Annotated in this window: 19 protein-coding genes; 9 read left to right on the top strand and 10 right to left on the bottom strand. The window is 73.9% G+C overall.

From position 1 onward, the window contains the following. Positions 1-82 precede the first annotated feature (82 nt). Positions 83-4,021 carry a type VII secretion protein EccCa gene (gene eccCa, locus ABD52_RS13745; RefSeq protein WP_047892071.1) on the bottom strand — a complete coding sequence of 1,313 codons (3,939 nt, stop codon included), beginning with the start codon at positions 4,019-4,021 and terminating at the stop codon, positions 83-85. A 105-nt stretch (positions 4,022-4,126) separates the two neighbouring features. Between eccCa and eccD the strand changes: the two genes are divergently transcribed. Then, on the top strand, positions 4,127-5,509 hold the full coding sequence (gene eccD, locus ABD52_RS13740) for a type VII secretion integral membrane protein EccD (protein ID WP_047892070.1): 1,383 nt from the start codon (positions 4,127-4,129) through the stop codon (positions 5,507-5,509). A gap of 58 nt (positions 5,510-5,567) precedes the next feature. On the opposite strand, the gene ABD52_RS13735 is transcribed toward eccD, so the two are convergent. Further along, complete coding sequence (locus ABD52_RS13735; RefSeq protein WP_013288994.1) at positions 5,568-6,074, bottom strand: inorganic diphosphatase; 507 nt, start codon at positions 6,072-6,074, stop codon at positions 5,568-5,570. A gap of 433 nt (positions 6,075-6,507) precedes the next feature. Between ABD52_RS13735 and dacB the strand changes: the two genes are divergently transcribed. The 3 genes from dacB to tilS all read left to right on the top strand — a co-directional run bounded on the left by dacB (position 6,508) and on the right by tilS (position 10,186). Further along, complete coding sequence (gene dacB / locus ABD52_RS13730; RefSeq protein ID WP_200905189.1) at positions 6,508-7,995, top strand: D-alanyl-D-alanine carboxypeptidase/D-alanyl-D-alanine-endopeptidase; 1,488 nt, start codon at positions 6,508-6,510, stop codon at positions 7,993-7,995. Positions 7,996-8,061: 66 nt separating this feature from the next. After that, positions 8,062-9,129, top strand: coding sequence for a zinc-dependent metalloprotease (locus ABD52_RS13725; RefSeq protein ID WP_013288992.1), 1,068 nt, complete (start codon positions 8,062-8,064; stop codon positions 9,127-9,129). 106 nt (positions 9,130-9,235) lie between these two features. After that, positions 9,236-10,186, top strand: a complete 951-nt coding sequence (gene tilS / locus ABD52_RS13720) for a tRNA lysidine(34) synthetase TilS (RefSeq protein ID WP_047892068.1) — start codon at positions 9,236-9,238, stop codon at positions 10,184-10,186. A 119-nt stretch (positions 10,187-10,305) separates the two neighbouring features. On the opposite strand, the gene ABD52_RS13715 is transcribed toward tilS, so the two are convergent. After that, complete coding sequence (locus ABD52_RS13715) at positions 10,306-11,265, bottom strand: GlxA family transcriptional regulator (protein ID WP_013474994.1); 960 nt, start codon at positions 11,263-11,265, stop codon at positions 10,306-10,308. A 150-nt stretch (positions 11,266-11,415) separates the two neighbouring features. Here ABD52_RS13715 and ABD52_RS40185 point away from each other — a divergent pair, with 150 nt between their 5' ends. From ABD52_RS40185 to folE, 4 genes are all read left to right on the top strand, one after another. After that, positions 11,416-11,553 (top strand): hypothetical protein, encoded by a 138-nt coding sequence (locus tag ABD52_RS40185; protein ID WP_018786602.1) that lies wholly within the window; start codon positions 11,416-11,418, stop codon positions 11,551-11,553. Positions 11,554-11,652: 99 nt separating this feature from the next. Continuing rightward, positions 11,653-12,228, top strand: a complete 576-nt coding sequence (gene hpt / locus ABD52_RS13710; protein WP_013288988.1) for a hypoxanthine phosphoribosyltransferase — start codon at positions 11,653-11,655, stop codon at positions 12,226-12,228. 378 nt (positions 12,229-12,606) lie between these two features. Beyond that, on the top strand, positions 12,607-14,619 hold the full coding sequence (gene ftsH, locus ABD52_RS13705) for an ATP-dependent zinc metalloprotease FtsH (RefSeq protein ID WP_013288987.1): 2,013 nt from the start codon (positions 12,607-12,609) through the stop codon (positions 14,617-14,619). A gap of 86 nt (positions 14,620-14,705) precedes the next feature. After that, a complete protein-coding gene (gene folE, locus ABD52_RS13700; protein ID WP_013288986.1) occupies positions 14,706-15,323 on the top strand; it encodes a GTP cyclohydrolase I FolE in 618 nt (205 codons plus the stop codon). Between the two features lie 54 nt (positions 15,324-15,377). Here the strand turns inward: folE and ABD52_RS13695 are convergent, their stop codons facing one another. Together ABD52_RS13695 and ABD52_RS13690 are read right to left on the bottom strand one after the other, a co-directional pair. Continuing rightward, the gene (locus ABD52_RS13695; RefSeq protein WP_047892067.1) at positions 15,378-16,079 is read right to left on the bottom strand and encodes a hypothetical protein; all 702 of its coding nucleotides are present in this window, start codon (positions 16,077-16,079) and stop codon (positions 15,378-15,380) included. Beyond that, entirely contained in the window at positions 16,076-18,658 is a 2,583-nt protein-coding gene (locus ABD52_RS13690; protein WP_200905188.1) for an FtsK/SpoIIIE domain-containing protein, read from the bottom strand. The genes ABD52_RS13695 and ABD52_RS13690 overlap by 4 nt, the downstream gene beginning before the upstream one ends. Before the next feature lie 213 nt (positions 18,659-18,871). Here ABD52_RS13690 and ABD52_RS13685 point away from each other — a divergent pair, with 213 nt between their 5' ends. After that, on the top strand, positions 18,872-19,435 hold the full coding sequence (locus tag ABD52_RS13685) for a hypothetical protein (protein WP_047892065.1): 564 nt from the start codon (positions 18,872-18,874) through the stop codon (positions 19,433-19,435). 3 nt (positions 19,436-19,438) lie between these two features. On the opposite strand, the gene ABD52_RS13680 is transcribed toward ABD52_RS13685, so the two are convergent. From ABD52_RS13680 to ABD52_RS13660, 5 genes are all read right to left on the bottom strand, one after another. After that, positions 19,439-20,038, bottom strand: coding sequence for a hypothetical protein (locus ABD52_RS13680; RefSeq protein WP_047892064.1), 600 nt, complete (start codon positions 20,036-20,038; stop codon positions 19,439-19,441). Positions 20,039-20,048: 10 nt separating this feature from the next. Continuing rightward, a complete protein-coding gene (locus ABD52_RS13675) occupies positions 20,049-21,224 on the bottom strand; it encodes a M23 family metallopeptidase (protein WP_047892063.1) in 1,176 nt (391 codons plus the stop codon). After that, on the bottom strand, positions 21,221-21,781 hold the full coding sequence (locus ABD52_RS13670; protein ID WP_047892062.1) for a hypothetical protein: 561 nt from the start codon (positions 21,779-21,781) through the stop codon (positions 21,221-21,223). Before ABD52_RS13670 ends, ABD52_RS13675 begins: the two co-directional genes overlap by 4 nt. Then, the gene (locus ABD52_RS13665; RefSeq protein ID WP_047892061.1) at positions 21,778-23,721 is read right to left on the bottom strand and encodes a hypothetical protein; all 1,944 of its coding nucleotides are present in this window, start codon (positions 23,719-23,721) and stop codon (positions 21,778-21,780) included. Before ABD52_RS13665 ends, ABD52_RS13670 begins: the two co-directional genes overlap by 4 nt. A 1-nt stretch (position 23,722) precedes the next feature. Further along, a partial coding sequence (locus ABD52_RS13660) for an ATP-binding protein (protein WP_047892060.1) occupies positions 23,723-26,463 on the bottom strand: 2,741 nt, incomplete at its 5' end.

The following is a 26,463-nucleotide window of genomic DNA, read 5'->3' as shown; positions in this document are numbered from 1 at the left end:
CAGCCGTTCGGTCGCGTCAGACACATGCTGCACGGAGATTACCGGTTGTCCCGACCGTCACGGGGCAACTCCGCGAGGCGGATCACCCGGGCGGGAGATGCGCCAACTGCACCAGGCGCACCCCCTCCCGGCGCGTGACCAGACGCGCCCGCCCCGGGGGCAGCGGCCCGGCCTTGACCTGACCGACGAGCGCGCCCTCCTCCGGGCCACCCGACATCACCAGCCCGGCCGTGGACAGCTCGCGCAGCCGCTGCACGATCGGCTCGTACGCGGTCCGCCCGGCACCGCCGGTACGCCGCGCCAGCACCAGGTGCAGCCCGACGTCCCGCGCGTGCGGCAGATGCTCCTCCAACGCCCGCAACGGGTTCGTCGGGCCACCGGCCACCAGGTCGTAGTCGTCGACGAGCACGAACAGTTCCGGTCCCTGCCACCACGACCGGCTGCGCAGCTGCGCCGGGGTCACCTCCGGCCCCGGCTGCCGCCCCTGGAGATAGCCGGCGGCCGACTCGATCAGCTCGGCGGTGTGCGGCGCCGCGGTCCCGTACCCGATCAGGTGCGGCGTCTCGATCACGCCCATCAGGCTGCGCCGGTAGTCCACGAGCATCACCCGGGCCTGCTCCGGGGTGAACCGGTTGACGATCGAGGTGGCGAGCGCCCGCAGGAACGACGACTTGCCGCACTCGGCGTCGCCGAAGACCAGGAAGTTCGGCTCGGTGGCGAAGTCCAGCACCACCTGGGACAGGTCCGCCTCGGCCACGCCGATCGGGAACGCCAGCCCGCTCGTCGCGCTCTGGTCCAGCTCGGCGTACGGCAGCACCGGCGGAAGCAGCCGCACCCGGGGCGCCGGCGGACCGGTCCAGGCGCCGGCGACCGCCTTGACCATGTCGGCGGTCTCCGCGCCCAGTGCCTCGACGCGGGGTTCGGCGGTGAGGAAGTGCAGTCCTCCCGCCGTGATGCCGCGTCCCGGACGCTCCTCCGGCACGGTTGCCGCCAGCGCGCGCTTGACCACCACCGAGTCGGCCGGGTCGCCGAGACGCAACTCCAGCCGGGAGCCGAACAGGTCACGGATCGCCGGGCGGAAGTCCGACCAGCGCAGCGCGCTCGCCACCACGTGCACCCCGTACGCCAGGCCCCGGGTGGCGAGCTCGGTGACCAGCGGTTCCAGATCCTCGTACTCGCCGCGCAGCGTGTTCCAGCCGTCCACCACAAGGAACACGTCCCCGAACTCCTCCGGCGCGCCCGCCGCCCGCCGCCGTCGCCATGCGGCCATCGACTCCACACCGGCCTCGGCGAAACGCCGCTCCCGCTCGGCCAGCAGGCCGGCGACCTCGCCGACGGTACGGCGCACCGCGGTGCCGTCGGTCCGCCCGCTGACACCGCCCACGTGCGGCAGGTCGCGCAGCGTGCCCAGCGTCCCGCTGCCGAAGTCGAGGCAGTAGACCTGCACCTCGGCCGGGGTGTGGGTGAGCGCGAGCGCGCAGACCAGGGTGCGCAGCAGGCTGGACCGGCCGCTGCGGGTGGTGCCGACCACAGCGACGTGCCCGGCCGCGCCGTCCAGCGCCAGCCAGAGCAGGTCACGCCGCTGCTCGAACGGCTTGTCCACCACCGCCACCGGCACCTGGAGCGCCCCGTGCAGCTCCGGATTCGCCACCGTGAGCCCGCGTACCGGGTCGGCGCCGACCGGGCCGAGCAGCTCGTCCAGGGCGGGCGAGGCGTCCAGCGGTGGCAGCCACACCTGATGCGCCGGTGGGCCCTGCCCGGTCAGCCGGTCCACGAGCAGGTCCAGCAACGTCTCGCCGCTGTCGTCCTCGGCGGGCGGGGCGACGGGCGCGGGCGGCTCGGGCACCGGGACCAGGTGGGTGGAGAACGCGAGCACACGCGCCTCACCGGCGCCGGACGCGCCCGCCCCGCCGCCGCGGCGGCGGACCGCGCCGGAGACGTACGCGGCCTTGAACCGGACCAGCGGATCGGTGCCCGAGCGCAGGTAACCGTGCCCCGGGCTGCGCGGCAGCTCGTGCGCGTCCGGCACGCCCAGCACCGTCCGGGACTCCAGCGCCGAGAACGTCCGCAAACCGATCCGGTACGACAGGTGCGTGTCCAGCCCGCGCAGCCGCCCCTCCTCCAGCCGCTGGCTCGCAAGCAGCAGGTGCACCCCGAGCGACCGGCCCAGCCGGCCGATCTGCACGAACAGGTCGATGAAGTCGGGCTTGGCGGACAGCAGCTCGGAGAACTCGTCGCAGATCAGCAGCAGCGACGGCAGCGGGGCCAGCGGCGAACCGGCCGCCCGGGCCCGCTCGTAGTCGCGCACGCTCGCGAAGTTGCCGGCCCGGCGCAGCAGCTCCTGCCGGCGCATCAGCTCCCCGTTGATCGCGTCCACCATCCGGTCCACCAGCGGCAGCGCGTCGGCCAGGTTGGTGATCACGGCGGCGGTGTGCGGCAGCCGCTCGAACGGCGCGAACGTGGCGCCGCCCTTGAAGTCGACGAGGACGAAGTTGAGCTGTTCCGAGCTGTGCGTGGCGGCCAGCCCGAGCACGAGCGTGCGCAGCAGCTCCGACTTGCCCGAGCCGGTCGCGCCGATCAGCAGGCCGTGCGGGCCCATGCCGTCCTGCGCCGACTCCTTCAGGTCGAGGTCGATCGCCCCGCCGTCGGCGCCCACGCCGATCGGCACCCGCAGCCGGTCCCGCGCGGCCCGGGGCGCCCAGCCCTGCTCGGCGGTGAAGCTCTCCGGGTCGCCGAGACCCAGCAGCTCGGGCAGACCCAGCTCGGCGCCGGGCGGCGCGTCCGGTCCGCGTACCGTGCCGGCCAGCCGCAGCGGCGCGAGCCGCCGGGCCACCGCCTCCGCGTCGGCGGGCGCCAGCGCGTCGGCGGCGCCCACCTCGGCGTGCCCCTCCGCGGAGTGCGAGTGCAGCCGGCCGTCGACCAGGTCGAGCAGGAGCGCGTACCGGTCGAGCAGCCGGGGCGGCGGAGTGTCCAGGTCGAGCACTGTGACCGCGTCGATGCCGCCGTCACCGGCCAGGTCGGTCGCGCCGGTCAGGTCACCGCCGTCGAGCACCACCACGACGTGCGGCCCGTCGGTGGCGGTGCCGTGCGGGCTGAACCGGGACCGGACGCCGAGCACGTCGTCGAGCAGCCGTTCCAGGTCGGCGGCGGAGCTGGTGACCAGCCGCACCGGGCCCAGCGCGTCGGTGCGCGCCGGATGGTGGGCGTGCGGCAGCCACTTCACCCACTCCCAGGCGGTCCGGCGTTCCGGCCCGGCGCAGACCGCGATCAGCAGCTCGTCCGGCGCGTGGAAGACGGCGAGCTGGGTGAGCACCGCCCGGGCCAGCGCCTGCGCGGCGGGCGAGCCGGCGCCGCGTACCGGGCCGGCCGGGCCGCGCACGAAGACCCGGGCGAAACTGCGCAGCGACAGCGCCACCGGCAGGTCCGGCACCACCGAGTACGCGTCCAGGAAGCGCCGCAGCGCCCCGGCCGTCATCGGCTCCAGCTCCTCCAGCGGGCGGGCGACCGGCGGGACCAGCGGGGTGGCGAGCGTCTGCGGGCCCACACCGACCCGGACCACGGCGAAGTCCGGGTCGCCCGGCCGGCGCTCCCACACCCGGTGACTGTCGACTGTCGACCAGAGCCGCCCCGGCTCGGGATGGCGGTAGGACAGCCCGGCCCGCTGGGCGCCGGCGGTCTCCCGGACCCGGCGCCGGAGCGTGGCGAGGTGGCGCAGGTACTCCCGGCGGGCGGCCATCAGCTCGGACTTCTTCGGCCCGGCGCTGCCCCAGGTGGTGACCAGCATCGCCAGCGAGGAGAGGCCGAACATGCCGCCCACCACGTACGAGTAGGCCCCGCCGCCGCGGCCGAACATCATCGCCATGGCCACCGTCCCGCCGAGCATCGGCAGCACCATCAGCGCCTGCTGCCAGCGCCCACCGGTCGCGGCGGGGATCTCCGGCGGCGCCTCGACGGGCAGCTCACCGACCGGGATCTCCGGTGCCGGGCGGCGTGGCGGCCGCTTGATGACGACAGTGGACACTCACCCTCCCCGGAAGTGGCTCTGGGTAACCCGAGCCTGGCTCATCGTAGGTAAAGTCCTCTCGTCCGTCAGCCCACTCCCTCCGCTCGATATGGAGATGCCTCGATGACAAGCGGGCTCGCCCGGGTCACGATCAGCGCGCCCAGGCGGCGGGTCGACGTGGCCCTCCCGGAGCAGGTGCCCCTGGCCGAGCTGTTGCCCGAGGTGCTCCGGCACGCCGGTGAGGGGCTGGCCGACGACGGGGAACGGCACGGCGGGTGGGTGCTGCGCCGGACCGACGGGGCGGTGCTCGCCACCGCCCAGGCGCTGCTGCCGCAGGGAGTGCGCGACGGCGAGGTGCTGCACCTGGTGCCGGCCCGCGCGCAGTGGCCCGAACTGGAGTACGACGACGTGGTCGAGGCGATCGTGGACGGCGCCCGGCGCCGGGGTGCCGCCTGGTCGGGCCGGGCCACCCGGGCCGCGGCGCTCGCCGGTGCCGCCGTACCCCTGGCCGTCGGCCTGGTCGCCGTGGTCGCGGGCGGGCCGGGCGCGCGCGGCTGGCCGGTCGCCGCGGCGGTCGCCCTGATCCTGGTGCTCACCGCCACCGCGGCGTCCCGGGCGTACGGGGACGGCCCGGTCGGCGCCACGCTCGGCGGGTACGCGCTGCCCTGGGCCGCGGCGGCCGGTGCGCTGGCGGTCACCTCCGGCGACCCGGTCGGCCCGATCCCCGGCCTGCGCTGGGTCGGCGCCCCCGAACTGCTGGTCGGCTCGGTGGCGCTGCTGCTGGTGGCGGTGCTCGGCCTGCTCGGCGTGGCCAGCTGGTCCCGCGTCTCCGTGGCCGGGGTGACTGTCGGCGTGGCAGGCGTGGCGGCCGCGCTCGGCGGGCTGCTGCTCGACCCGGACGGCACCGCCGCGGTCCTGCTCGCCGTGCTGGTGTTCGCGCTCGGCGGGCTGCCGTTGCTGGCCATCCGGGTCGGCAAGCTGCCGCTGCCACCGCTCACCCTGCCCAGCCCGGCCGGCACCCGGGACCTGCCGGACCGGGGCCGGGTGCACGCGGCGGTGGCCCGCGCCGAGGAGGTGCTCACCGGCATGCTGCTCGGCCACGCGGTGCTCGCAGTCGGCGCGGTCGCGGTGCTCGTCTCCGTCGGGCGTACCGCCGGGCTGCTGCTCGCCGCCGTCGCCTGCGGGGTGCTGCTGCTGCGCTCCCGCCTGTTCGTGGCGGTACGGCACCGGGTGCCCGCTGTCATCGCCGGGCTGGCCGGGTTCGCCCTGCTCGGCGTGGTGCTGGCCGAGCGGGCCGGTCCCGGTGGCCGCCTGGCGCTGACAGTGGGCGGGCTGGCCCTGGCACTCACGGCGGTCACCGCCGGCGCCACGTACGCCCGGCGCCCGGTCTCCCCGTACCTCGGCCGGCTGGCCGACCTGACCGACACCGCGCTCGTGGTCGCGGTCGTGCCGGTGGCCTGCGCGGTGCTCGACCTCTACGACCGGGCCCGCGACCTGCTCGCCTGAACACGCGCAAGGCCCGGGTCGCGACGCGCGACCCGGGCCTCCGGTGAAAGCGTGAGCGTCAGTGCAGCGTCTCGCCGCGCTCCTCGGCCTCCTTGGCGCGCCGGTACGACGCGGCGATCTCCGCCTCGGCCTCGACCCGGCCCACCCAGGTCGCGCCCTCGACCGACTTGCCCGGCTCCAGGTCCTTGTAGACCTCGAAGAAGTGCTGGATCTCCAGCCGGTCGAACTCGCCCAGGTGGTGGATGTCGCGCAGGTGCTCCTGACGCGGGTCCTCGTAGGGCACGCAGAGGACCTTGTCGTCGCCGCCCTTCTCGTCCGTCATCCGGAACATGCCGATGGTGCGGCAGCGGATCAGGCAGCCCGGGAACGTCGGCTCCGGCACCAGCACCAGCGCGTCCAGCGGGTCGCCGTCCTCGCCCAGGGTGCCCTCGATGAACCCGTAGTCGGCCGGGTACTGCGTGGAGGTGAAGAGGGTGCGGTCCAGCCGGATGCGGCCGGTCGCGTGGTCTACCTCGTACTTGTTCCGGTGACCCTTGGGGATCTCAACCGTGACGTCGAAATCCATCTTCCACGCTCCCTCGTTTGCCCACGCTGGCTAACGGCAACCAGCGGCTCACCCCCGGCGCGGGGTGAACGCCCCCCGTCGGCTCCGGCCGCCGCATAGTGTTCGGACCGAAGTAGTGTCGCCCAAGGCGATTTCGAGCGGGGAGGAGGGGGCCGTGGGGAGGGAAGATTCACACTACCGCCCCGAGAGGGTTGACGGGCGCGGGTCCGCCGGTTCCGGTTCCGGCGGGGCCACCGGGCGGGTGTCCGTCCCTGGTGCGAACGTCCCCCATCGTCCGGCTCCGGCCACCGGGTCCGCCCGCGTCGGCCCGCCGCACCACGGCTCCGGCCCGGCGAGCGGCTCGGCCCGCGTCGGCCCGTCCCACGACCCGACGGCTCCCCTGAACTGGCCCGGCGCGCAGGACTCGATCCCGGTCAGCCCGCCGGTCCCGCCGATCGGCGCCGCGCCGCCCGTACCCTCCGGGCCGCCCCCGGGCCGGCCGCGACGCGGCCGGCGGCTCGTCGCGGCGCTCGCCTGCGTGCTCGTGCTGGCCCTGGCGGTGGCCGGGCTCGCCGTGCTGCGCCCCGGCCCGGTCGCCGGGTGGCTGGGCGACGACGACAGCACGGGTACGGCGGTCGCCGCGCCGCCCGAGCCCTCCCCGGAGGCCGTGCTGGCCGGGCCGGACGGCAACGCCCCGCTGCCCACCGAGGCCGGTATCCGCTCCGCGCTGGACCCGCTGGTCCGCGCCGCCGCGCTCGGCGACCGGGTGCACGTGTCGGTGGCCGACGTGAGCACCGGCCAGGCGCTCTACGGCAGCGGTCAGGACACGCCCACAGTGCCCGCCTCGGTGACCAAGCTGGCGACCGGCGTGGCGGTGCTCGCCGCACGCGGCCCGGCCTACCGGATCCCGACCCGGGCCGTGGTCGGGGCGAACCCGGGCGAGGTGGTCCTGGTCGGCGGCGGTGACCCCACGCTCGCCGTGGACAAGAACGGCTTCTACCCGGGCGCGGCCCGGCTGGACGACCTCGCCGCCCAGGTGCGCGACGCGCTCGGTGGCACCGCGCCGACCAAGGTGATCGTCGACTCGTCGCTGTTCAGCGGCCCGGTCTTCGAGCCCGGCTGGGACGCCGACATCCCCACCGGCGGTTTCGGCGCGGCGATCACCGCGTTGATGACCGACGGTGCCCGGAAGAACGCGGCTGAGGCGCGGCGCACCGCCGAGCAGACCAATCACGCCGCCGAGCGGGTGCCGCAGCCCGACCTGACCGCCGGCCGGCAGTTCGCCAAGCTGCTCGGCCTGACCGGCGGCGCCGCCCAGGTGACCCGGGGCACCGCGCCGGCCGCGTCCGGCGCCACGGGTACGGCCCCCGGCGCCGAGCTCGGAAAGGTCGAATCACTGCCGATGATCCGGCTGGTCGACATCATGATCAGCGACAGCGACAACGTGATCGCCGAGGCGATGGCCCGCCAGGTGGCGCTCGCCAAGGGCAAGCCCGGCTCGTTCGCCGGCGGCGCGGCCGCCACCGACCAGGTGCTCGGCGAGCTGGGCCTGCCCGCCGGCGAGATCAGCCTGGCCGACGGCAGCGGGCTGTCCCGCACCAACCGGATCAGCCCCTCGCTGCTCACCGACCTGATCACGCTCGCCGGCAACGGCAGCCACCCCGAACTCGCCGCGATCTTCGGCGGTCTGCCGGTCGGCGGCTGGTCCGGCACGCTCGACGAGCGCTACCGCGCGGCGGCGACCCGCGCCGGAGCGGGCGTCGTCCGGGCCAAGACCGGCACGCTGAGCGGCGTCAACGCGATCGCCGGCACGGTGACCACAGCCGACGGCCGGCTGCTCACGTTCGCCGTGCTCACCGACCGGACCCAGGGCTCGCTGGACGACACCCGGGCGGCGCTGGACCGGATCAGCTCCGCGCTGGCCGGGTGCGGCTGCCGCTGACCGACGGGCGTCGATAGGCCGGCGCGAGCCCGGGTGGGGGTGTTCCGGCGCGGGTACGGTGGGTTCATGGCGCAGTTCGTGGACTGGGATCTGGCCGCCGCGACAGCGGGGGCGCTGAGCAAGTCGGGCCCCCGGGTGTCGTACGCCGAGGCCACCGACGTGGTCGGCGACCTGCGCCGGCTGACCGAGGAGGCGGCCGGTCACGTCGCCGACTACACCGGCCTGCGTGCGCAGGTCGCGCACCCGCCGGTACGCGTGGTCGACCGCCGGGACTGGGCGGCGGCGAACATCGCCGGGCTGCGTGAGGTGGTCTCCCCGCTGGTCGAGCGTCTCTCCGGGGACAAGCGGCCGGGCGCGCTCACCGAGGCGATCGGCTCCCGGGTCACGGGTGTGCAGGCCGGCACCGTGCTGGCGTACCTCTCCGGCCGCGTGCTCGGCCAGTACGAGGTCTTCGCCGGCGACCCCGGCCAGCTGCTGCTGGTGGCCCCAAACATTCTGGAGGTCGAGCGGAAGCTCGGCGCCGACTCGCGTGACTTCCGGCTCTGGGTGTGCCTGCACGAGGTGACCCACCGCACCCAGTTCACCGCCGTGCCGTGGATGCGCGCGTACTTCCTCGGCGAGGTGCAGGCGTTCGTGGACGCCTCCCAGGGCGGCGAGCACCTGCTGGAACGGCTCCGCCGCGGCGTGGCCACGCTCTCCGACGCGGTCAAGGACCCGGAGAGCCGGGCCAGCGTGCTGGACATCGTGCAGACCCCGGCGCAGCGCGCGGTGCTGGACCGGCTGACCGCGCTGATGACGCTGCTGGAGGGCCACGCCGAGTTCGTGATGGACGGCGTCGGCCCGCAGGTCATCCCCAGCGTCGAGTCGATCCGGGCGGCGTTCAACCGCCGCCGCGAGTCCGGCAACCCGCTGGAGAAGGCGATCCGGCGGCTGCTCGGCATCGAGGTCAAGATGCGCCAGTACGCCGAGGGCCGCAAGTTCGTGCACGGCGTCGTCGACCGGGTGGGCATGCAGGGCTTCAACAAGATCTTCTCGTCCCCGCTGACGCTGCCCCGCCTGGACGAGCTGGGCGACCCGGACGCCTGGGTGTCACGCGTACACGGGCCCGCCGGTGCCACCCCGCCCGTCGGCTGATCCGGCCGGTTCGGCTGGTCCGCTCGGTCGGGCTTCCTCCGCGGGCCGGGCGGATTCCGGCGCCCGGTCGCGTCGCTCGCCGTCGCCTGCTCCCGCCGTCGCCGCCGTGCGGCTCGCCGTCCGCCGGGTGCTGACCGGCCTGCCCGGCGGCGGCCCGGTGCTGGTGGCCTGCTCCGGTGGGGCCGACTCGCTCGCGCTCGCCGCCGCCACCGCGTTCGTGGCCCCCCGGCTCGGACGGCAGGCCGGCCTGGTGACGGTCGACCACGGCCTGCAAGCCGGGTCGGCGGAACGGGCCGAGGCGGTCGCCGACTGGGCCCGCGCCGAAGGGCTCGACCCGGTCGAGGTGCTTCCGGTACGCGTGGACGGCCGGCCCGGCGGTCCGGAGGCGGCCGCCCGCGAGGCCCGGTACGAGGCGCTGATCGCGGCCGCCCACCGATTCGACGCAGTCGGTGTGCTGCTCGGGCACACGCGCGACGAGCAGGCCGAGACAGTCCTGCTGGCGCTGGCCCGGGGCGCCGGACCGCGCGGGCTGTCCGGGATGCCGGAGCGGCGCGACGTCGACGGGGTACCCCTGCTGCGCCCACTGCTCGACGTCCCGCGCGCCGACACCCGGGCCGCCTGCGAAGCGCTCGGGCTCGACCCGTGGGCGGACCCGCACAACGCCGACCCCGCGTACGCCCGGGCGCGGGTCCGGGCCGACGCGCTGCCGGCGCTCGTCGACGCGCTCGGGCCGGGGGTGGTGGCGAACCTGGCCCGGACCGCCGGACTGCTCGCGGCCGACAACGCCGCGCTCGACGCGCTCGCCGACGCCGCGCTCGCCGACGTCCGGACCAGGGAGGGCGGGCTGTCCGTAGCCGGGCTCGCCGAGTTGCCGGCCGCCGTCCGTACCCGGGTGCTGCACACCTGGGCCCGCGAGCTGGGCGCCGCGCCGGCCGCGCTGTCCCACAGGCACGTGGCCGCGCTGGACGCCCTGGTCACGGCGTGGCGCGGACAGGGCCCGGTGCACCTACCCGGCAACCACCAGGTACGCCGCCACGCGGGTCACCTCCTGCCCTGACCCGAGCGGACGGCCCCCCTTGCCCCCCGTTGATCAAGGCTTTCTGGTCACGTTCCGGCCCTCCCCAGCCCGCAAACTCCTTGATCACCGCTCCAGAGGCGCCGGCGGTGTGGGGCGGGTCAGGTGGTCTGGCGGTCTCGGAAAGTGGTGCGGTAGGCGAGCGGGGTGGTGCCCACCCGGCGGGTGAAGTGGTGCCGCAGCGCCGCCGCGTCGCCGAAACCGGCCTGCTCGGCGACGCCCTCCACGCTCAGTGACGTGTCCTCCAGCAGGTGCCGGGCCAGCAGCACCCGCTGGTTGGTCACCCAGTCGTGCGGGGTGGTGCCGGTCTCGGCGCGGAACCTGCGGGCGAACGTACGTGGGGCCATCCCGGCGCGCGCCGCCAGCTCGTCCACTGTCACCTGTCGCCGCAGGTGTCCCATCAACCATTCCAGCACCGGTTCCAGCGTGGGTGCCTCCGGCGCCTTGGGGATCGGCGCCTCGACGTACTGCGACTGGCCGCCGTCGCGGTGCGGCGGCACCACCATCCGGCGGGCCAGCCGGGTCGCCACCGCGGAGCCGTGCTCCTGGCGTACCAGATGCAGGCAGGCGTCGATGCCGGCGGCGGTGCCGGCGCTGGTGAGCAGCCGGTCGTCCTGCACGTAGAGCGAGTCGCACTGGACCCGGGCGGCCGGGAAGCGCTGCTGGAGTTCGTCGGTGTACCGCCAGTGGGTGGTGCAGTCGCGCCCGTCTAGTACGCCCGCCTCGCCGAGGACGAACGCGCCGGCGCAGACGCTGAGCAGCCAGGCGCCCCGGTCGGCGGCGCGGCGCAGCGCGGCGAGCACCGGCTCGGGGACCGGGGTGCCGTCGGCGTGCGCGGGGACCGCCACCAGGTCGGCGTCCTCGACCGGGCCCAGGCCGGCGGTGGGGGTGAGCAGGAACCCGGAGCGGCTGCGGACCGCGCCGCCGTCGGCGGTGCAGACGTCGAACCGGTATCCGGGGAAGCCGTCGGCGGTGCGGTCGGTGCCGAAGACCTCGGCGAGCACGCCGAGTTCGAAGGCGGCGACGTGGTCCATGGCGATGACGGCGACCGAGCGGAGCATGTGACGAGGGTAACCCGACAGGTGGCAGGAAATCGATGCCCGATGACATTCCTGCCACTGTCCGGATCGGTCGGTGGCCCGCAGAATCAATGGTGTCCGGTGCGCACCGGCGGCGAAAACAGTCTCAACCATGCGAAAGCGAGCGCCGCCATGACCGTTCTGCTGCTCCTGCTCTTCCTGCTCCTTCTCGTCGGCGCCAGCGCCTTCGGGTTCACCGCCGACACCCGCGACTCGGCCGACTGGAAGCCGAGCGACGACGGGCAGCGCTGGCGCTCCCGTACCTGCTGAGGTGATTTATTCAGTTCGCGCCGAAAATCCCCGGCGGGACCGCGCCAAAAGGGGCGGCCCCGCCGACGGCGGCGCGGGGGCGTACGGCAGGCTAGGAGCATGGCTGACGGCTCCTGGTACGACGCCGACATCGACCACGTGATCATCTCGGAGGCGCAGATCCGCGACAAGACCGCGGAGCTGGCCAAGCAGGTCTCGGCGGACTACGCCCACGTCGAGGACGGCCTGCTGCTCGTGTGTGTGCTCAAGGGAGCGGTCATGTTCATGGCCGACTTCGCCCGCGCGCTGGGCCGCCAGGGCCCGCCCGCCGAGCTGGAGTTCATGGCCGTCTCGTCCTACGGCCAGGGCACCACCTCGTCCGGCGTGGTCCGCATCCTCAAGGACCTGGACCGGGACATCGCCGGCCGCCACGTGGTGGTCGTCGAGGACATCGTCGACTCCGGCCTGACGCTGTCCTGGCTGCTGCGCTACCTGGAGTCGCGCTCCGCGGCGAGCGTCGAGGTGGTCGCGCTGTTCCGCAAGCCGGACGCGGTCAAGGTGCAGGTCCCGGTCAAGTACGTCGGGTTCGACATCCCCACCGAGTTCGTCGTGGGCTACGGGCTCGACTTCGGCGAGCGGTACCGCGAGGTGCCCTACGTCGGGGTGCTCAAGCCCGAGGTGTACGCGCGGGCCTGAGGGTTTGCCGAGCCCTTCGTCAGCTGACATTCAGCGGGCTCTCAGTCTTCCGGTCTACGGTAGGGACCGGTGACGTGGAGGCACCCTCCACGCCCGGCCCCTCGAACCGCGTGACCGTGCGGTGTGGGCGGGCCGGGTGGGAGCTCCCCGCCACGCCGGCTCAAACCCGGGTTCGCCCTACGCGTAAGTGCCGGGCTCGCAAGCTCACTCGTCGCGCGTACGGTGTACCGTCGAATGACCGTGGTGCGGCAGTTTGCGTGCCCCGGGGGTCGGGCCGGCCCGCACGGCGGCCCCGGCCGCCGCTCAAGGCGGCGACACCATTCAGACGGTCAGGACGTCGATCAGGAGGATGCGGGCGCCTCGGCACCCGACTACAGCATGGAACGTACGCGTTTCTTCCGCCGACCGGTGGTCTGGATCATCCTGGTCATCCTCGGCGCCGTTGTGCTCAGTCAACTGTTCACCGCTGGTCCCAGCTACCACCGGGTGGACACGTCCGTCGCGCTCGACCAGCTCAACAAGGGTGGCATCGAGAAGGTCGTCTTCCAGGACAAGGAGCAGACGCTCCAGCTCGACCTGAAGGACAAGGCCAAGTTCGACGGCGACACCACCACTGACAAGATCGAGGCGCAGTTCCCGTACGAGGTCGGCGGCCAGGTCTGGAACCAGGTACGCGAGGCCGAGGCGGCGGACCGCATCACCGGCCCGGTCGACACCAAGGTGTCGTCGGACAGCATCTGGGTCAGCCTGCTGGTCAACCTGCTTCCCATCGCGCTGCTCGTGCTCCTGCTGCTGTTCTTCATGTCGCAGATGCAGGGCGGCGGCTCCCGGGTGCTCAACTTCGGCAAGTCCAAGGCGAAGATGATCACCAAGGACACGCCGAAGACCACCTTCGCTGATGTCGCGGGTGCGGACGAGGCCGTCGAGGAACTGCACGAGATCAAGGACTTCCTGCAGAACCCGGCGAAATACCAGGCCCTGGGCGCCAAGATCCCGAAGGGCGTGCTGCTGTTCGGCCCGCCCGGTACCGGTAAGACGCTGCTGGCCCGCGCGGTCGCCGGCGAGGCCGGGGTGCCCTTCTACTCCATCTCCGGCTCCGACTTCGTCGAGATGTTCGTCGGTGTCGGCGCCAGCCGCGTCCGCGACCTGTTCGAGCAGGCCAAGTCGAACGCCCCGGCGATCGTCTTCGTCGACGAGATCGACGCGGTCGGCCGCCACCGTGGCGCCGGCATGGGCGGCGGTCACGACGAGCGGGAGCAGACGCTCAACCAGCTGCTTGTCGAGATGGACGGCTTCGACACCAAGGGCGGCGTCATCCTGATCGCCGCCACCAACCGGCCGGACATCCTCGACCCGGCGCTGCTGCGCCCGGGCCGGTTCGACAGGCAGATCCCGGTCGACGCCCCCGACATGGAGGGCCGCAAGGCCATCCTGCGGGTGCACGCCAAGGGCAAGCCGTTCACGCCCGACGTCGACCTCGACGCGGTCGCCCGGCGTACCCCGGGCTTCAGCGGCGCCGACCTGGCCAACGTGATCAACGAGGCCGCGCTGCTCACCGCTCGTAAGGAGCAGCGGGCGATCACCAACGACTCCCTGGAGGAGTCGATCGACCGGGTGATCGCCGGCCCGCAGCGCCGGACCCGGGTGATGAGCGACCAGGAGAAGAAGATCACCGCGTACCACGAGGGTGGGCACGCGCTGGTCGCCTGGGCGCTGCCGCACGCCGCGCCGGTGCACAAGGTGACCATCCTGTCCCGGGGCCGCTCGCTGGGTCACACGCTCGTCCTCCCGACGGAGGACAAGTACACCCAGACCCGGGCCGAGATGATCGACACCCTGGCGTACGCGCTGGGTGGCCGGGCGGCCGAGGAACTGGTCTTCCACGAGCCGACCACCGGCGCCGGCAACGACATCGAGAAGGCCACGCAGCTGGCCCGCGCGATGATCACGCAGTACGGCATGAGTTCCAAGCTCGGTGCGATCAAGTACGGCACCAGCGGCGACGAGCCGTTCCTCGGCCGCAACATGGGCCACGAGCGGGACTACTCCGACGCGGTGGCCGCCGAGATCGACGGCGAGATGCGCGCGCTGATCGAGCTGGCCCACGACGAGGCCTGGGAGATCCTGGTGGAATACCGGGACGTCCTGGACAACATGGTCCTGGAGCTGATGGAGAAGGAGACGCTCTCCACCGCCGACATGGCCCGGATCTGCGCGCGGGTGGTCAAGCGCCCGCCGATGGCGCCGTACCACGGCTTCGGCAAGCGTCTGCCCTCCACCGAGCCGCCGGTGCTCACGCCGGCCGAGAAGGAGGCGCTGGCGGCGCAGTCCCGCGCCGACGCCGCCGCCTCGATCGGTGGTTCCAGCAACAACTCGGACGGTACGCACTGAACAGCGATCCGACGACGGCCGGCTCCCACCACAGGGAGTCGGCCGTCTCCGCGACCGAGCCCGACGGGGACGACGCGCTCGACTACGTGGCCGCGCGCCTGATCAGCGGCAAGCTCACCGGTGGCCCGGTGGAGGACAGCGTCGACCTCGCCCGGATCGAGAAGGCGGTCCGCGAGATCCTCATCGCTGTCGGCGAGGACCCGGACCGTGACGGCCTCCAGCAGACGCCCGCCCGGGTCGCCCGCGCGTACGCCGAACTCTTCGCCGGCCTGCGGGTCGACCCCGCGCAGGTGCTCCGCACCACGTTCGAGGCCAACCACGAGGAGCTGGTGCTCGTCCGGGACATCGACGTGATGAGCCTCTGCGAGCACCACCTGCTGCCGTTCCGGGGTAGCGCGCACATCGGCTACATCCCCGGCCCGGACGGCCGGATCACCGGCCTGTCCAAGCTGGCCCGGCTGGTCGAGGTGTTCGCCCGCCGGCCGCAGGTGCAGGAGCGGCTGACCTCGCAGATCGCCGACCTGCTGATGTCCAGCCTCGCCCCGCGCGGCGTGATCGTGGTGCTGGAGTGCGAGCACATGTGCATGGCGATGCGCGGCATCCAGAAGTCCGGCGCGAAGACCATCACGTCCGCCGTGCGCGGCGGCCTCCAGAACGACGCGAAGTCGCGGGCCGAGGCGATGGCGCTGATCATGGCCCGCTGACTCCCGACCGACATCGACGGCCGCGTACTCCCGCCCGGGAGGGCGCGGCCGTCGTCAGTCGGGCAGCATGGCGAGCAGCAGGCCGGCGGCGGTGAGCACCGCCGGGACCAGACAGACCAGGGCGCCGAAGCGGGGTGTCCGGTCCACCCGGTCGGTGGGCCGCGGGCGGAAGACACGCCCCACCGCGAGCCAGCCCAGCATGAACGCGACAGCCGGCAGCGGCAGCCCCACGAGCAGCGCCAGCACTGTCACCGGCCCCGGACCGGCGACCGCGTAGAGCAGCAACTGGAGCAGCGGCACCACGAGCGCCAGCGGCCCGTACACCAGCAGGTTGCGGGGGCGGGACGGCCACCGGGCCAGCCGCGGCAGGCCACGCGCGCTCAGCGTGTCGTCCGCCGCGTCCGCCCAGTCCCCGGCCGCGCGCAGCACCGCCAGCACCGCCGACGGCCCACCCGCCATCGACCGGGCCGCCTCGGTCACCTCCGGCGGCGTCGGGACCAGCGACATCGCCGGTACGCCCAGATCACGCAGCCGGGACTGCTGCGGCGCCAGTCGTTCGCGTACCGCTGTCAGCTCCTCGCGGGCCGCGGCCACCGACCGTGCCTGCTCCCCGGCAGCGGTGGCCGCCGCCCGGCGTACGCCGTCGAGCGCCCGCGCGGCAGCGACGTACTCCGCCCAGGCCGACTCGGCGGGGTCCGCCACTGTGGTCGGGCCACCCGCACGGGGCCCCGGTACGGCCGTGCCGGTCTCGCTCATGCCGCCCCCTCCCCGGCGCGGTCAGTCGCCCGCGGGTCCGGCTCGACCCGCGCGGTCGCCACCTCGGCCGTGCCGAACGGCACGAAGACCGTGCCCTGCTCATCAGGGCCGTCCCAGAGCACCGCGCGTCCCGGCCGGGGCCGCCACCAGACCGGGCGGTCGAAGAGCTGCTCCAGCCGGCCGCCCGGAACGTCGGTGACCGCCACGGCGGTGAGCTTGTCCACCTCGCCCTCCGGGCCGAGCAGTCCGGCCAGCGGAGCCGGTGTCCGCCACCAGCCGAGCAGGTGCCGGCCGGCGGGCGGGCCTTCCAGCAGCAGCGTCCGCAGCAGGTCGGGCGGCAGCTCGGTGGCGTCCGGCACGTCCAGCCCGAACACCACCAGGTAGCCCGGCTCATCCGACTCCATGGCGGTCCGCAGCCCGGCCGCGTCGACCGTCTCCACCCGGTGGCGTCCGGCCAGCTCGGCGGCGAGCACCCCGGCCGGCTCGGCCGAGCCGTTCGCCAGCGGCGCCAGCACGAACCGGGCCGCGCCCGGATGCGCTGCCGCCGCGCTGCGTACCGCCGTGACCAGCAGCCGCTCGGCCTCCTCGTCCCGCCCCAGGACGGCCAGGTTCCGCCCCGCGCCCGGCCCCAGCGGCACCGTCACGGTGGACCGCCGCACGTCCACCGCCCGGCCCAGCAACGCGGCGGGCGCGTGGGCCCGGCCGGCGAGTGCGGCCCGGTGCCGCGGATCGTTGGCGAGCAGCGGGCGGGCGTACCCGGCGAAGACCACCGGCGGGGTCGCCGACTCGTCCCGCGCCTCCCAGAGCCGTCGCCGCAGGTCGGTCAGGACCGCGGGATCCTCGTACGGATCCGGGAAACGGATCATCCGCTCGTGCCCCCGGGTCGCGCCGCGCGGACCGCCCAGGCCACCCGCCGTGTTCACCACCGCGCTGCCCACCGGCAGCCCGGCGGCCGAGTCGTTCGCCGGTTCCAGCACCGCCGAGCCGCCGGGCAGCGCCACCCGCACCGGGAACTGGCCGAGCAGCGGGTCACGTGGGCCGCCGATGCCCAGGTCACCCTCGCCGGCCAGCACCAGGTGGATCCCGTACGACCGGCCGGCGCGGGCGAGCGCGTCCAGCCGGGCCAGCAGGTCGGCGGCGAGCCGGTCCCGCTCGCGCAGCGCCAGCGGGAAGTTGTCGACCACGCAGACGATGCGTGGGAGCGGCTGGTGCTGGCGCAGCTCGGCGTAGCGCTGCCCACCGGCCCGCCGGGACGCCTCCTCGCGGCGGCGCAGCTCCGCCTCCAGCTCGCCGAACAGGTCGGCCACGTACTCCCGGTCGGCCGCCATCCCGGTGGCGCGCACCTGCGGCACCCAGGAACGGTCCCGCTCGGTCTGGAGGAACTCCACGAACGACTCGCCGTCGGCCAGGTCGGCGAGGTAGAGCGCCAGCTCGTCCGGGCCGTACCGGGCGGCGAGGCCGAACAGTGCGTCGGTCAGGAACGCCGACCGGCCCGCCTGACCCCGGCCGCTCACCAGCCAGTGCGGCGTCAGCTCGGTGAAGCCCAGGCTGACCGGGCGCCCGGCGGCGTCACCCACAGTGGTGCTCAGTCCGTCGGCCGAGCCGGCCGTCCAGAAGCCGTCGGCCGGCAGCAGGTCACGCAGCGAGAGGCGGGAGCCGTCCTCGATCTGCCGGGCCAACCGCGCGCACACGTCCGCGACCAGATCGGCGGGCGGATCCTCGTCGAGGAACACGGGCGAGTTCAAGCCGACCGGCGGCTCGGCGCCGGGACTGCTGAAGCCGGCGCCGGGCGGGTCGCCGACCAGCGCGTACGCGGTGCGGACCGTGACCGGGGTGGCGCGCGGCAGCGGACTGCCGTCCGGCCAGCCGGCGAGCACCAGATGCAGCCCGGCGCGCGGCCCGCCCTCGGCCAGTCCGGCGAGCCGGTCCAGGTCGGCGGTGGTCGTACCGTCGGGCAGCGCGGCCACCACGAGCAGCAGCGTCCGGTCGTGCCCGCGCTGCCGGGCCGTTCCGGCCGCCACCCACTGCTCCGCCTCGGCCAGCACCGCACGCATCCCGGCGAGGTCGGTGGCGGGCGGTGGCAGCAGGCCGGCGTCGGCGAGCGGCGCGTACCCGGCGAACGTCGCACCGGAACCGTCGTCGACCGCGCGGGCCAGTAGCGCGCCCGCCGGGGTCGCGGCGAACACGCGCAGCAGCAGCGCGCGGAGCAGCCCGGCCACCCGGGCGTCGGAGGCGTCGGCGTCGAGGCTCACATGGCCGCTGCCGAGCAACGGCACCAGCGCGGGGAAGCGGGCGTCGTCGAGCGGCGCCGCGGTGCCCACCCGGACCAGCGGCGGCAGGCCGTCACCGGGAGGCGTCGTCGCGCTCAGCGACTCCAGCGGCCCGCCGGCCCAACCCGGCGCAGCTACTTCTGCAGCCGCCCGCAGGCGCTCGGCCAGCTCGTACTGCCGGTGGTGGTCGGCCGGCGCGGGCCGGATCTCGTCGAGGATGCCCGCCGCCGCCGTCGCGGCGGCCTCGGCCCGGCGGTGCAGCGCGGCGGCCCGGCCGGCGCGCGCCTTCGGAGTCGCCACCGCGTCCACCTCTCTTTCCGAGGCCGACATGTCCTCCCCGAGGTGTGACGGTAACCCAGGCGGCGGCCGTCCACCGGGATGTCGGTCGGCGCGGTGAGCTGGTCGGCGGTGAGCAGCCTCACCCCGCCGCCGGTCGGCGTCCGCCCGGCGGTTCGCCACGATCCGCCGGTTCCAGGCATTGGGTACGCGACGCGCAGCCGATAGCCTCAGGAGGTGGAATCAGTGCAGCCCCCCGCCGGTTCCCAGGTGTCCCGAGTACCGGCGCAGCGGACCCCGCCGGAGCAGTTGGCGCCCCTCGCGCCCGCTCCCGCCCCGGTACGCCCCAAGCGCCCGGTGCGCACAGTGCTCGCTGTCGTCGCGGGGGTGCTGGCGGTGCTGTGCACCGTGGGCGGTGTGGTCGGGTTCGTGCTGTACGACCGCGCGACCGCCCCGGACCGAAGCGCCCCCGACGTCGTGGTGGCCAACTACATCCGGGCCTACCTTATCGACCGGAACGACACGAAGGCCCAGGAATTCACTTGTAATGACAGTGACGGGATCGGTGGCATGCGTGATCTCAGGACCGAGCTTGAGCAGCGCGAGGCCAACTTCGGCGTCTCGATCAAAGTGAGCTGGGGCCCATTGCTTCAAGCCGACAATGGATCGGGCGAATCGGTTACCACGACACTTGCCATCTCCAGCTCAAAAGATGGCCAATCGGTAAGTAGTCGTCGGGAAATGTGGCGATTCGACTTGACGGACAACAAGGACGGCTGGCGCGTCTGCGGTGCGAGTAAGGTCGGCTGAGGCCTACTCAAGCCAGAGCAGGTGCACCGGCACCTCCAACGTGGTCGGCGCCTGGCCGCGCCAGGCCCATCGGTACCACTCCAGTTCCGGGGCCACCCGCACGCAGATGTCGCCGTCCGCGCCGGAGTAGGTCTCGGTGACGGCACGCAGGTCGCGTCGTTCCACGCCGTTGTCCACGTGCACCACGCGCCGCCCGGTCACCGCGTCGGCCTCGAACACCGGCGTGGGTGGCCGGCGTTCCGGCACGTCCAGCGAGACCAGCCGGAGACCCGGGGCGCTCGCCCCGGCAGCCGGCCGCCGCTCACCGATGGTCTCCACCCAGACCCGTTCCACAGGTACCAGCGGCGCGAACACCTCCACCTGCTCGGCCTCGGCCCGGTACCACTCGTGTTCCGGGATCACCGGTACGTAGGTGCGGCTGCCCTGCACCACCCGCTCGTCGGCCCGCAGGTCGCCACGCCAGCCGAGGCCGGGCAGGCCGACGAGCACGCGGCGGCCGCGCAGCTCGGTGCCGCCGGTGGCAGGCACGGTCTCCACCGGCCGGGGCGGCAGCGGCGCCCAGTCGGGCCGGTCGGCGAACGGGTCGGGCAGGGGGTTGCTCATCCGCCCGGCCTCACCCGGTCTCGCCGAGGGGCGCGCCCCGCTTGCGCATGAAGGGCACCGGGTTCTCCGCCCCGTTGCTGGACCGGTCGCCGTTCTTGTGCACCTCGAAGTGCAGGTGCGGGCCGGACGAGTTGCCGCTGCTGCCGGAGATCCCGATGACCTCGCCCGCCTCGACCGCCTGACCCGGCACCACGCGAGGTCGTTCGACCATGTGGCAGTAGCGGGTGATGAATCCGCCGGCATGCAGGATGTCCACGAACCATCCGCAGCCGCCCTTGTTCGGCCAGCCGTCCCGGTCGCAGTCCCGCCGCCCGGAGCGGTCGGGGTCGCAGCGGGCCACCAGCACCCGGCCCGCCGAGGCGGCGTGGATCGGCGTGCCCTTCGAGGCGGCCAGGTCCACGCCGTGGTGGCTGGGGCGGGCCGTGGTGCGGAAACCGGAGACCACGCCGCCGGGCAGCGGCGCGGTCCAGCCGGAGGCGGCTATCCGGTCTCCAGCCGCGGCGTCGCACACCGCCTTGCCGGCGATCTCCACGGTCCGGGCGGCGCCGCCGGCCAGCGCGTCGACGATGGCTCCGGCCAGTTCCTCGTGCTTGGCGTAGGCGTCGGGGTAGGCGCTGACCTGGACTTTCTGGGCGACCACAGTGAGCGGGCGCTGCTGCCAGTCCGGCACCTTCTCCATCTTCTGGTAGAACTTGCGGGCCGCGTACGAGGGCGTCATCCGCTGCTCGACGCTGCCCCACCCGGGCCGCTGCTGGAACAGGCCCAGCGAGTCGTGGTCGGCGCCGACCCCCTCGTGCGGCAGCGCGAGCGACGCCGGCACCGTGCTGTTGGCGAGGTTGCGCAGTGCTGATTCCTGCATCGCGGTGGCCAGCGCGATCACCCAGCCGCGGGCGGGAAGCTTCATGTCCTGGCCGACCTTGATGATGACCGCGGCGTTGCGCAGCTGACGCTCGCCGTACTCGGCGAAGCGCGGCATGTCGCCGGTCAGGTTCACCTGGTAGGTGGGGTCGCAGTTCAGGGCCGCGAGCTTCGGGTCGTCCTCGTCGCCGCCGAGTTCGGTGAGGAGGAAGGCGCCGGCCCCGCCGACGCAGCAGAGCAGGGCGAGCACGCTCGTGACGGCGGTGGCGACCACGCCCAGGCGCAGCTTCCGGCGGACCTGTCCGGCGACGGCCGGGCCGGCGGTCACGACCGCTCCCAGTCGATCGCGTCCACCAGCCAGGGTCCGTCCGGTGCGACGAGTTCGAGCCGGAGCGTGCCGTTGTCCAGCGGAACCACCGCCTCCACGAAGGACTCGGTTCGGGGCCGGAGCGCCGGGGTGCCTGTGGTCTTCCGTGCGGGCACTGTCTCCGGGTCGGCATCAGTCATCTTCTCGGCCAGCGCCGGGGTGGAGAGCGGCCGCAGGCGGGCCTGCCACGCGTCGCCGCTGCTGCCCGGGCCGCTCAGCCACGCGGTGGTGAACCGACCGGCGACCTGCTCCGGCGTGTCCTCGCCCGGCCGGGTCTTCGGGGCGACCGCAGTCGGCGGGCTGGCGAGTACGCCGTCGTCACCGGCCTCCGGGTCCGCGGTGCTGATCGGCTGGGTGGGGCGGCTGGTCAGGCCGAGGCCCGGATCGCCGGGTCCGGCGACGAGGCGGGCCGCGCCGATCACCCCGAAGACCAGCACGGCGATCATGAGAGCGACCCCGATCCGGGACCGGAGGACCCGGGTGAAGAGGAATTCCAGCGCGCGTCGCACCGGACTCACCGGGCCTCGGAGCGGATGCGCGGCGCCGGCCGGGCCGGTGCGGTGCCGCGGCCCGCCGAGTCCGGCCGGTAGACGGCGTAGGAGGGCGCCTCCTCCGGCACGTCCGGCTCGGTCCAGGTCGACGGTGCGCGCCGGGGGCGGGGAGTGCCACCGGGACGCTCACCCGGCCGTCCGCTCGCGGGCTCCTCCTCCGGCCTTTCCCGCCCGTCCGGCCGTTCCCGCTCGGCGGGTGTGGCGCTGTGCGCCGGATCCTCGTGCCGGGCCTCCGGCCGGAGGCTGCGCTGGTCGGCCGTGACGGTGCGGCGCTTGCCGATCGCCGGTTCGTTGGTGCCGCCGGGCTCGGCCACGTCCAGCCGTGCGGCGATCCGCATGTCCCGGAAGAACCGGCGGTGCCAGGAGCCGGCCGAGCTGACCGCCTCGCTGCTGTCCTTGCCGCCGAGCTGGGTGATCCGGCGGTACGGCCGCAGCAGCAACCAGCCGACCACACCGCAGAGCCAGACCAGGACCACCTGGAGCCAGCCGGGCAGCGTGGCGGTGTTCATGATCAGGTCGACGGCGAAGAGGTAGATGGCCGCGCCGGTGCCGAAGATGGCGATGTTGAAGACGGCGGCGACCACCGCGTTCGCCAGCCGCCGGAGGCCGGCGCTGGCCGGGCGCATCAGGCCGACAGTGCCGAGGATCGGCGCGGCGATCACCGCCCAGCGGAAGATCAGGAAGCCGAGCAGCACCAGCAGCGACGCCGTGAGGTCGAACATGGCGAACAGCACCGAGGCCAGCACCGCGATGAACCCGGCGCCGATCCGGTCCATGTCCCGGGTGCCCTGGAGGTACTCGTACGCCTCCGGGTCCTCGGTCTTGATCTGCTCGGCGACCTTGGCCCACTGCTGCTGCTTGGCCTTGATGACCACGTCGCGGGTGGCCGGGTTGGACCGGATCGACGCGGCCTCGTCCCAGGTGAGCGACTTCGCGTCGTAGAGCGCTTGGCCGTACTTCTTCGCGGTCTCGCTGTCCGCCGAACCGAGCACACCGCGCAGCCAGTTCCGGTAGAGCATCGTCTCGGTCGCCGTGTCGCTCGCGCGCACGGCGGGGGGACGGTGATCCTTGCACGCCTGCGGATTTGGGTCGTCACACTGGCCTGGCGGGGTGTCCTTGGTAGACGGGCCGACCGCGTCGTGCACCACGCCCAGCGTGCTGATCAGCGTGTTGTCGGCGATGTTCGCGGACTTGACCGGCCATGCGGCCAGCGCGGTCACCGCCACCATCACCAGCAGCGCCCAGCCCGCGGTGGTCATCGCGTTGCTCATGTCCGACTGGCGGGACCGCCAGAGCAGGTAGAGGCCGACCACGCAGACGGTGATGATGCCGAAGACGCTGAACACCTTCTGGTAGACGGCCTTCGTGGCCTGCTCCACCAGCGGGTCGGCCCAGCTCCACATCGTCCGCGGATCCCAGGCGCGCTCGCGCAGCGCGTTCGAGGCACCGATCACCGCGTTGGCGAACATGAACTCGCCGTTGGCGACCATCGTCGTGAAGCGGTAGTCCGGATGCAGCACGGAGGAAGCGCAGCCGCCGTCGATGTCGTACGTGTTGTAGCTGTACCCGGCGTACCCGTAGTCGCTGTAGAGGCCCTTCGGGCCGGGCTCCTTCGCCGAGTCGGGCCGGGACGCGAACCAGCCGGCCAGGCCCGAGTCCGGCGCGGCGGGCACCGGCGCGTTGCGGCACTCGACCTGGTCCTCGCTGACCGCCTTGAGCCTGCCGACGCAGGACCGGAAGTCGGCCTGCCACTCCTTGGTGCTGCACAGCTCGGCCCGCGCCTGGGTGACCGGCGCGGCGGCGTACGCGGGTGTGGCCGCCCCGATCACCGGCCAGGAGATCGTGGCCCCGGCGAGTACGCCGAGCGTGAGGAGGAGCGCCGCGATCCGTGCCCGGGCCCTCGCCATGTCACGCCTCCAGATCAGCCAGGACGGTCGGCAGTATCCCGGCGGCCTGGGCGACCGCGGCGGGGGTGGTGTCCAGGTGCTCCAGCAGCCCGTCGACGTACGACACGTCGACCCGGACCTTCTGCACGCGCCCGTCGACGTCGCGCATGACGAACTCGCGGAAGCCGAGCCGGTTGGCCGATCCGCTGTCCGCCTGGGAGAGCGAGGCGAGTGTCGCTTCGTAACCGTCGTCGACAGGCACCCGCAGCAGTCGCAGCGCCTCGGAGGCGATCTCGCTGTCCTCGGCGATCCGGCCGACGAAGACGGTGGAGACGAGGTTCTGCACGTCGAGGCCGAGGATGTCCTTCGGGTTCTGCGACGCGACGAGCGCTGCCAGGTTCCACTTACGGGAGTCGCGGGCGAGCCGGACCAGGAACGAGCGCCCGGACCGCCAGCCCTCCATGAAGTGCGCCTCGTCGAGGCCGACCAGCTTCCGGGAGGACATCGACCCGCCGTAGCAGCGGCGTACGGCGAGCCGGTGCGCGGTGTGCAGCATCGGCAGCGCGAGCGCCTCCTCGGCCGACCAGTACTCCCGCTCGATCTTGAGGTCGGGGAGCCGCAGACCGGCCATGGTGATGACGGTGAGCGCGGCGTCGGCGCCGAGCAGCCCTTCCGGCGGCCGGCCGAAGAAGAGCATGGCCAGCGGCATCTCGGCGGTGTCGAGCAGCAGGTGTGCCAGTTCGCGGCCGGCGTCGTCGTCGAGCCCCTGGAGGCAGGTCACCACGTCGTCGAGCGTGGAGGTCTCCTCGGCGGGCACCTGGCGTACGGCGTGCCGGAACAGCGTGGCGGTGGACGCCTCCCGGGCCACCTGCGGCGGCACCAGCATCATGCAGATGTCCTGCACCAGCATCCGGCGCTCGGCGCGGGCGTTCGACACGGCGATCTCGAACTCGCGGTCGCCCGCCGGACCGGCGCCGAACTCGCTGCGCAGCGGCGTCGGGATCAGCGCGTACGGCGCGAGCGTGCCCTGTTCCGAGCCGGTCAGGTTGAGCACCCGGGAGTACGGAGCCAGTTCGGGCATGGCGCAGAGGCGGGCCAGCGGGCCGGACGGGTCGAGCAGCGTCACCTGCACGCCGCGGCGCGCGGCCAGGTAGCCGAGCGCGCCGAGCAGCGTCGACTTGCCGCCGCCGGGTTCGGCGACGAAGACGGCGAGGCCGGAGCGCTCGCGTACCTCCATCGGGAAGTGCAGGTCGAGGAAGACCGGCCGGCGGCAGGTGCCGGCGGTGCGCCCGATCAGGTCGCCGCGCCGGTCGCCGACTGTGGACGCGGCCTGGGGCAGCGCGGCAGCGAGCAGGTTGACCGGCATCCGCCGGACGTAGCCGGTGTTGGCGATCGGCTCGCCGGGGATGAACTCGCGGGCCAGCCAGTCCTGGTTCTTCGGGTGCTGGAGCGAGATCCGCAGCTCCCGGGAGTAGAGCTGGATGAGCCGCCGGGCCCGTTCCAGGCACTCCTCCCGGGTACGCCCGCCGACCGCGATCCGGTGCCAGCCGTGTGCCCGGGCCGAGTCGACGGGCAGACCGGTGGTCATCTCGTCGCCGATCACCAGCGCGCGCTTGGCCAGCCGTTCCAGCTCGGGCGGGGCGTCGATGCCGTGCTCGGCGTAGTCGAGCTGCTGGGAGCGGATCATCCGGAGCCGGTGTTCGAGGTTCCGGAAGGAGTCGTTGGGGCCGAGGATGTCGACCCGGGTGGACAGCTCCATCGGCCACGGCAGGCGCTCGTGGAAGTGCAGCCAGGGCTCGTGCCGCTCGGGGATCTCCAGCGGCTCCATCCGGCCGACCGCGAGCACGGCGACGTGGCGTTCCTCGCCGGTCATCCGGTTGACCAGCTTCACCGTCGAGCCGTACGGGGTGCGGTAGCGCTCGACCTGCTCGGTGAGGGCCAGCAGGTCGCCGCGTTCCCACCGGCCGTTGGTGATCGGGGACAGGACGCCGGGCGGGGCCATGCACAGCGCCACCGAGCGGTAGAGCAGCCATTCCAGCTCGGGTGCGGTGACCCGGCGCCCGCGCATGCCGAACGCGCCGAGGACCTCGTCGAACTGCTCGACGGTACGGCTCAGCCGACGCCGCTCGCCGTCGGCGGTGCCCCGGCCGAACGTGCGCAGGAGTCGTTCGGTGAGCGAGTCGCCGAGCGACCGGCGGGCGAACGTGACACCGAGGTAGGTCTGGCCCTCGGCGTGGTTGACCGCCATGAGGTGCCGCTGGGCGGCGACCAGGTGGTCGGCCCAGCCGGTGGTGCCCGGTACGTCGGGCAGCGGGGCGGCGGTGTGCGCGTCGATGGTGCGGGCCCACTCGTCGGCCGGGAAGGGCCGGGTGGTGCGGCGCAGGTGCAGCCGGAACCCGGCGAGCCCGGCGTACTGCTCGGAGATCGCCGAGAGCAGGGCCTCGCGTTCGGCGTCCGGCCGGAACGCCCACCGCACCTCGGGCAGCCAGTACCAGGCGGTGACGGTGTTGGGGGTGAAGGTGAGGTGCCCGGCGATCTCGGTGATGGCCAGCTCGACCGACGGATCCCGGTCGCCGAACTTGATCTTCGGGGCGCGGACCCGGACCGGCTTGGTCGGCCGGTTCCGGCGTTCCGGCGTGCGCTGCCGGGGCGGCGTCACCTCGCGGTGCGCCGGACGGCCGACCTCCCGCGACGGCGCCGCGCCGGCCGCGAGCGGGTCCGCCGCAGCGAGATCCGGCTCCCGGTATTCGGCGGGCGCGGGGG

It is taken from the genome of Micromonospora sp. RV43 (genome assembly GCF_001029515.1).
Classification (GTDB): domain Bacteria; phylum Actinomycetota; class Actinomycetes; order Mycobacteriales; family Micromonosporaceae; genus Micromonospora; species Micromonospora aurantiaca.
The sequence above is the reverse complement of the archived record's forward strand: the minus strand, read 5'-3'. Positions and strand labels throughout refer to the sequence as shown.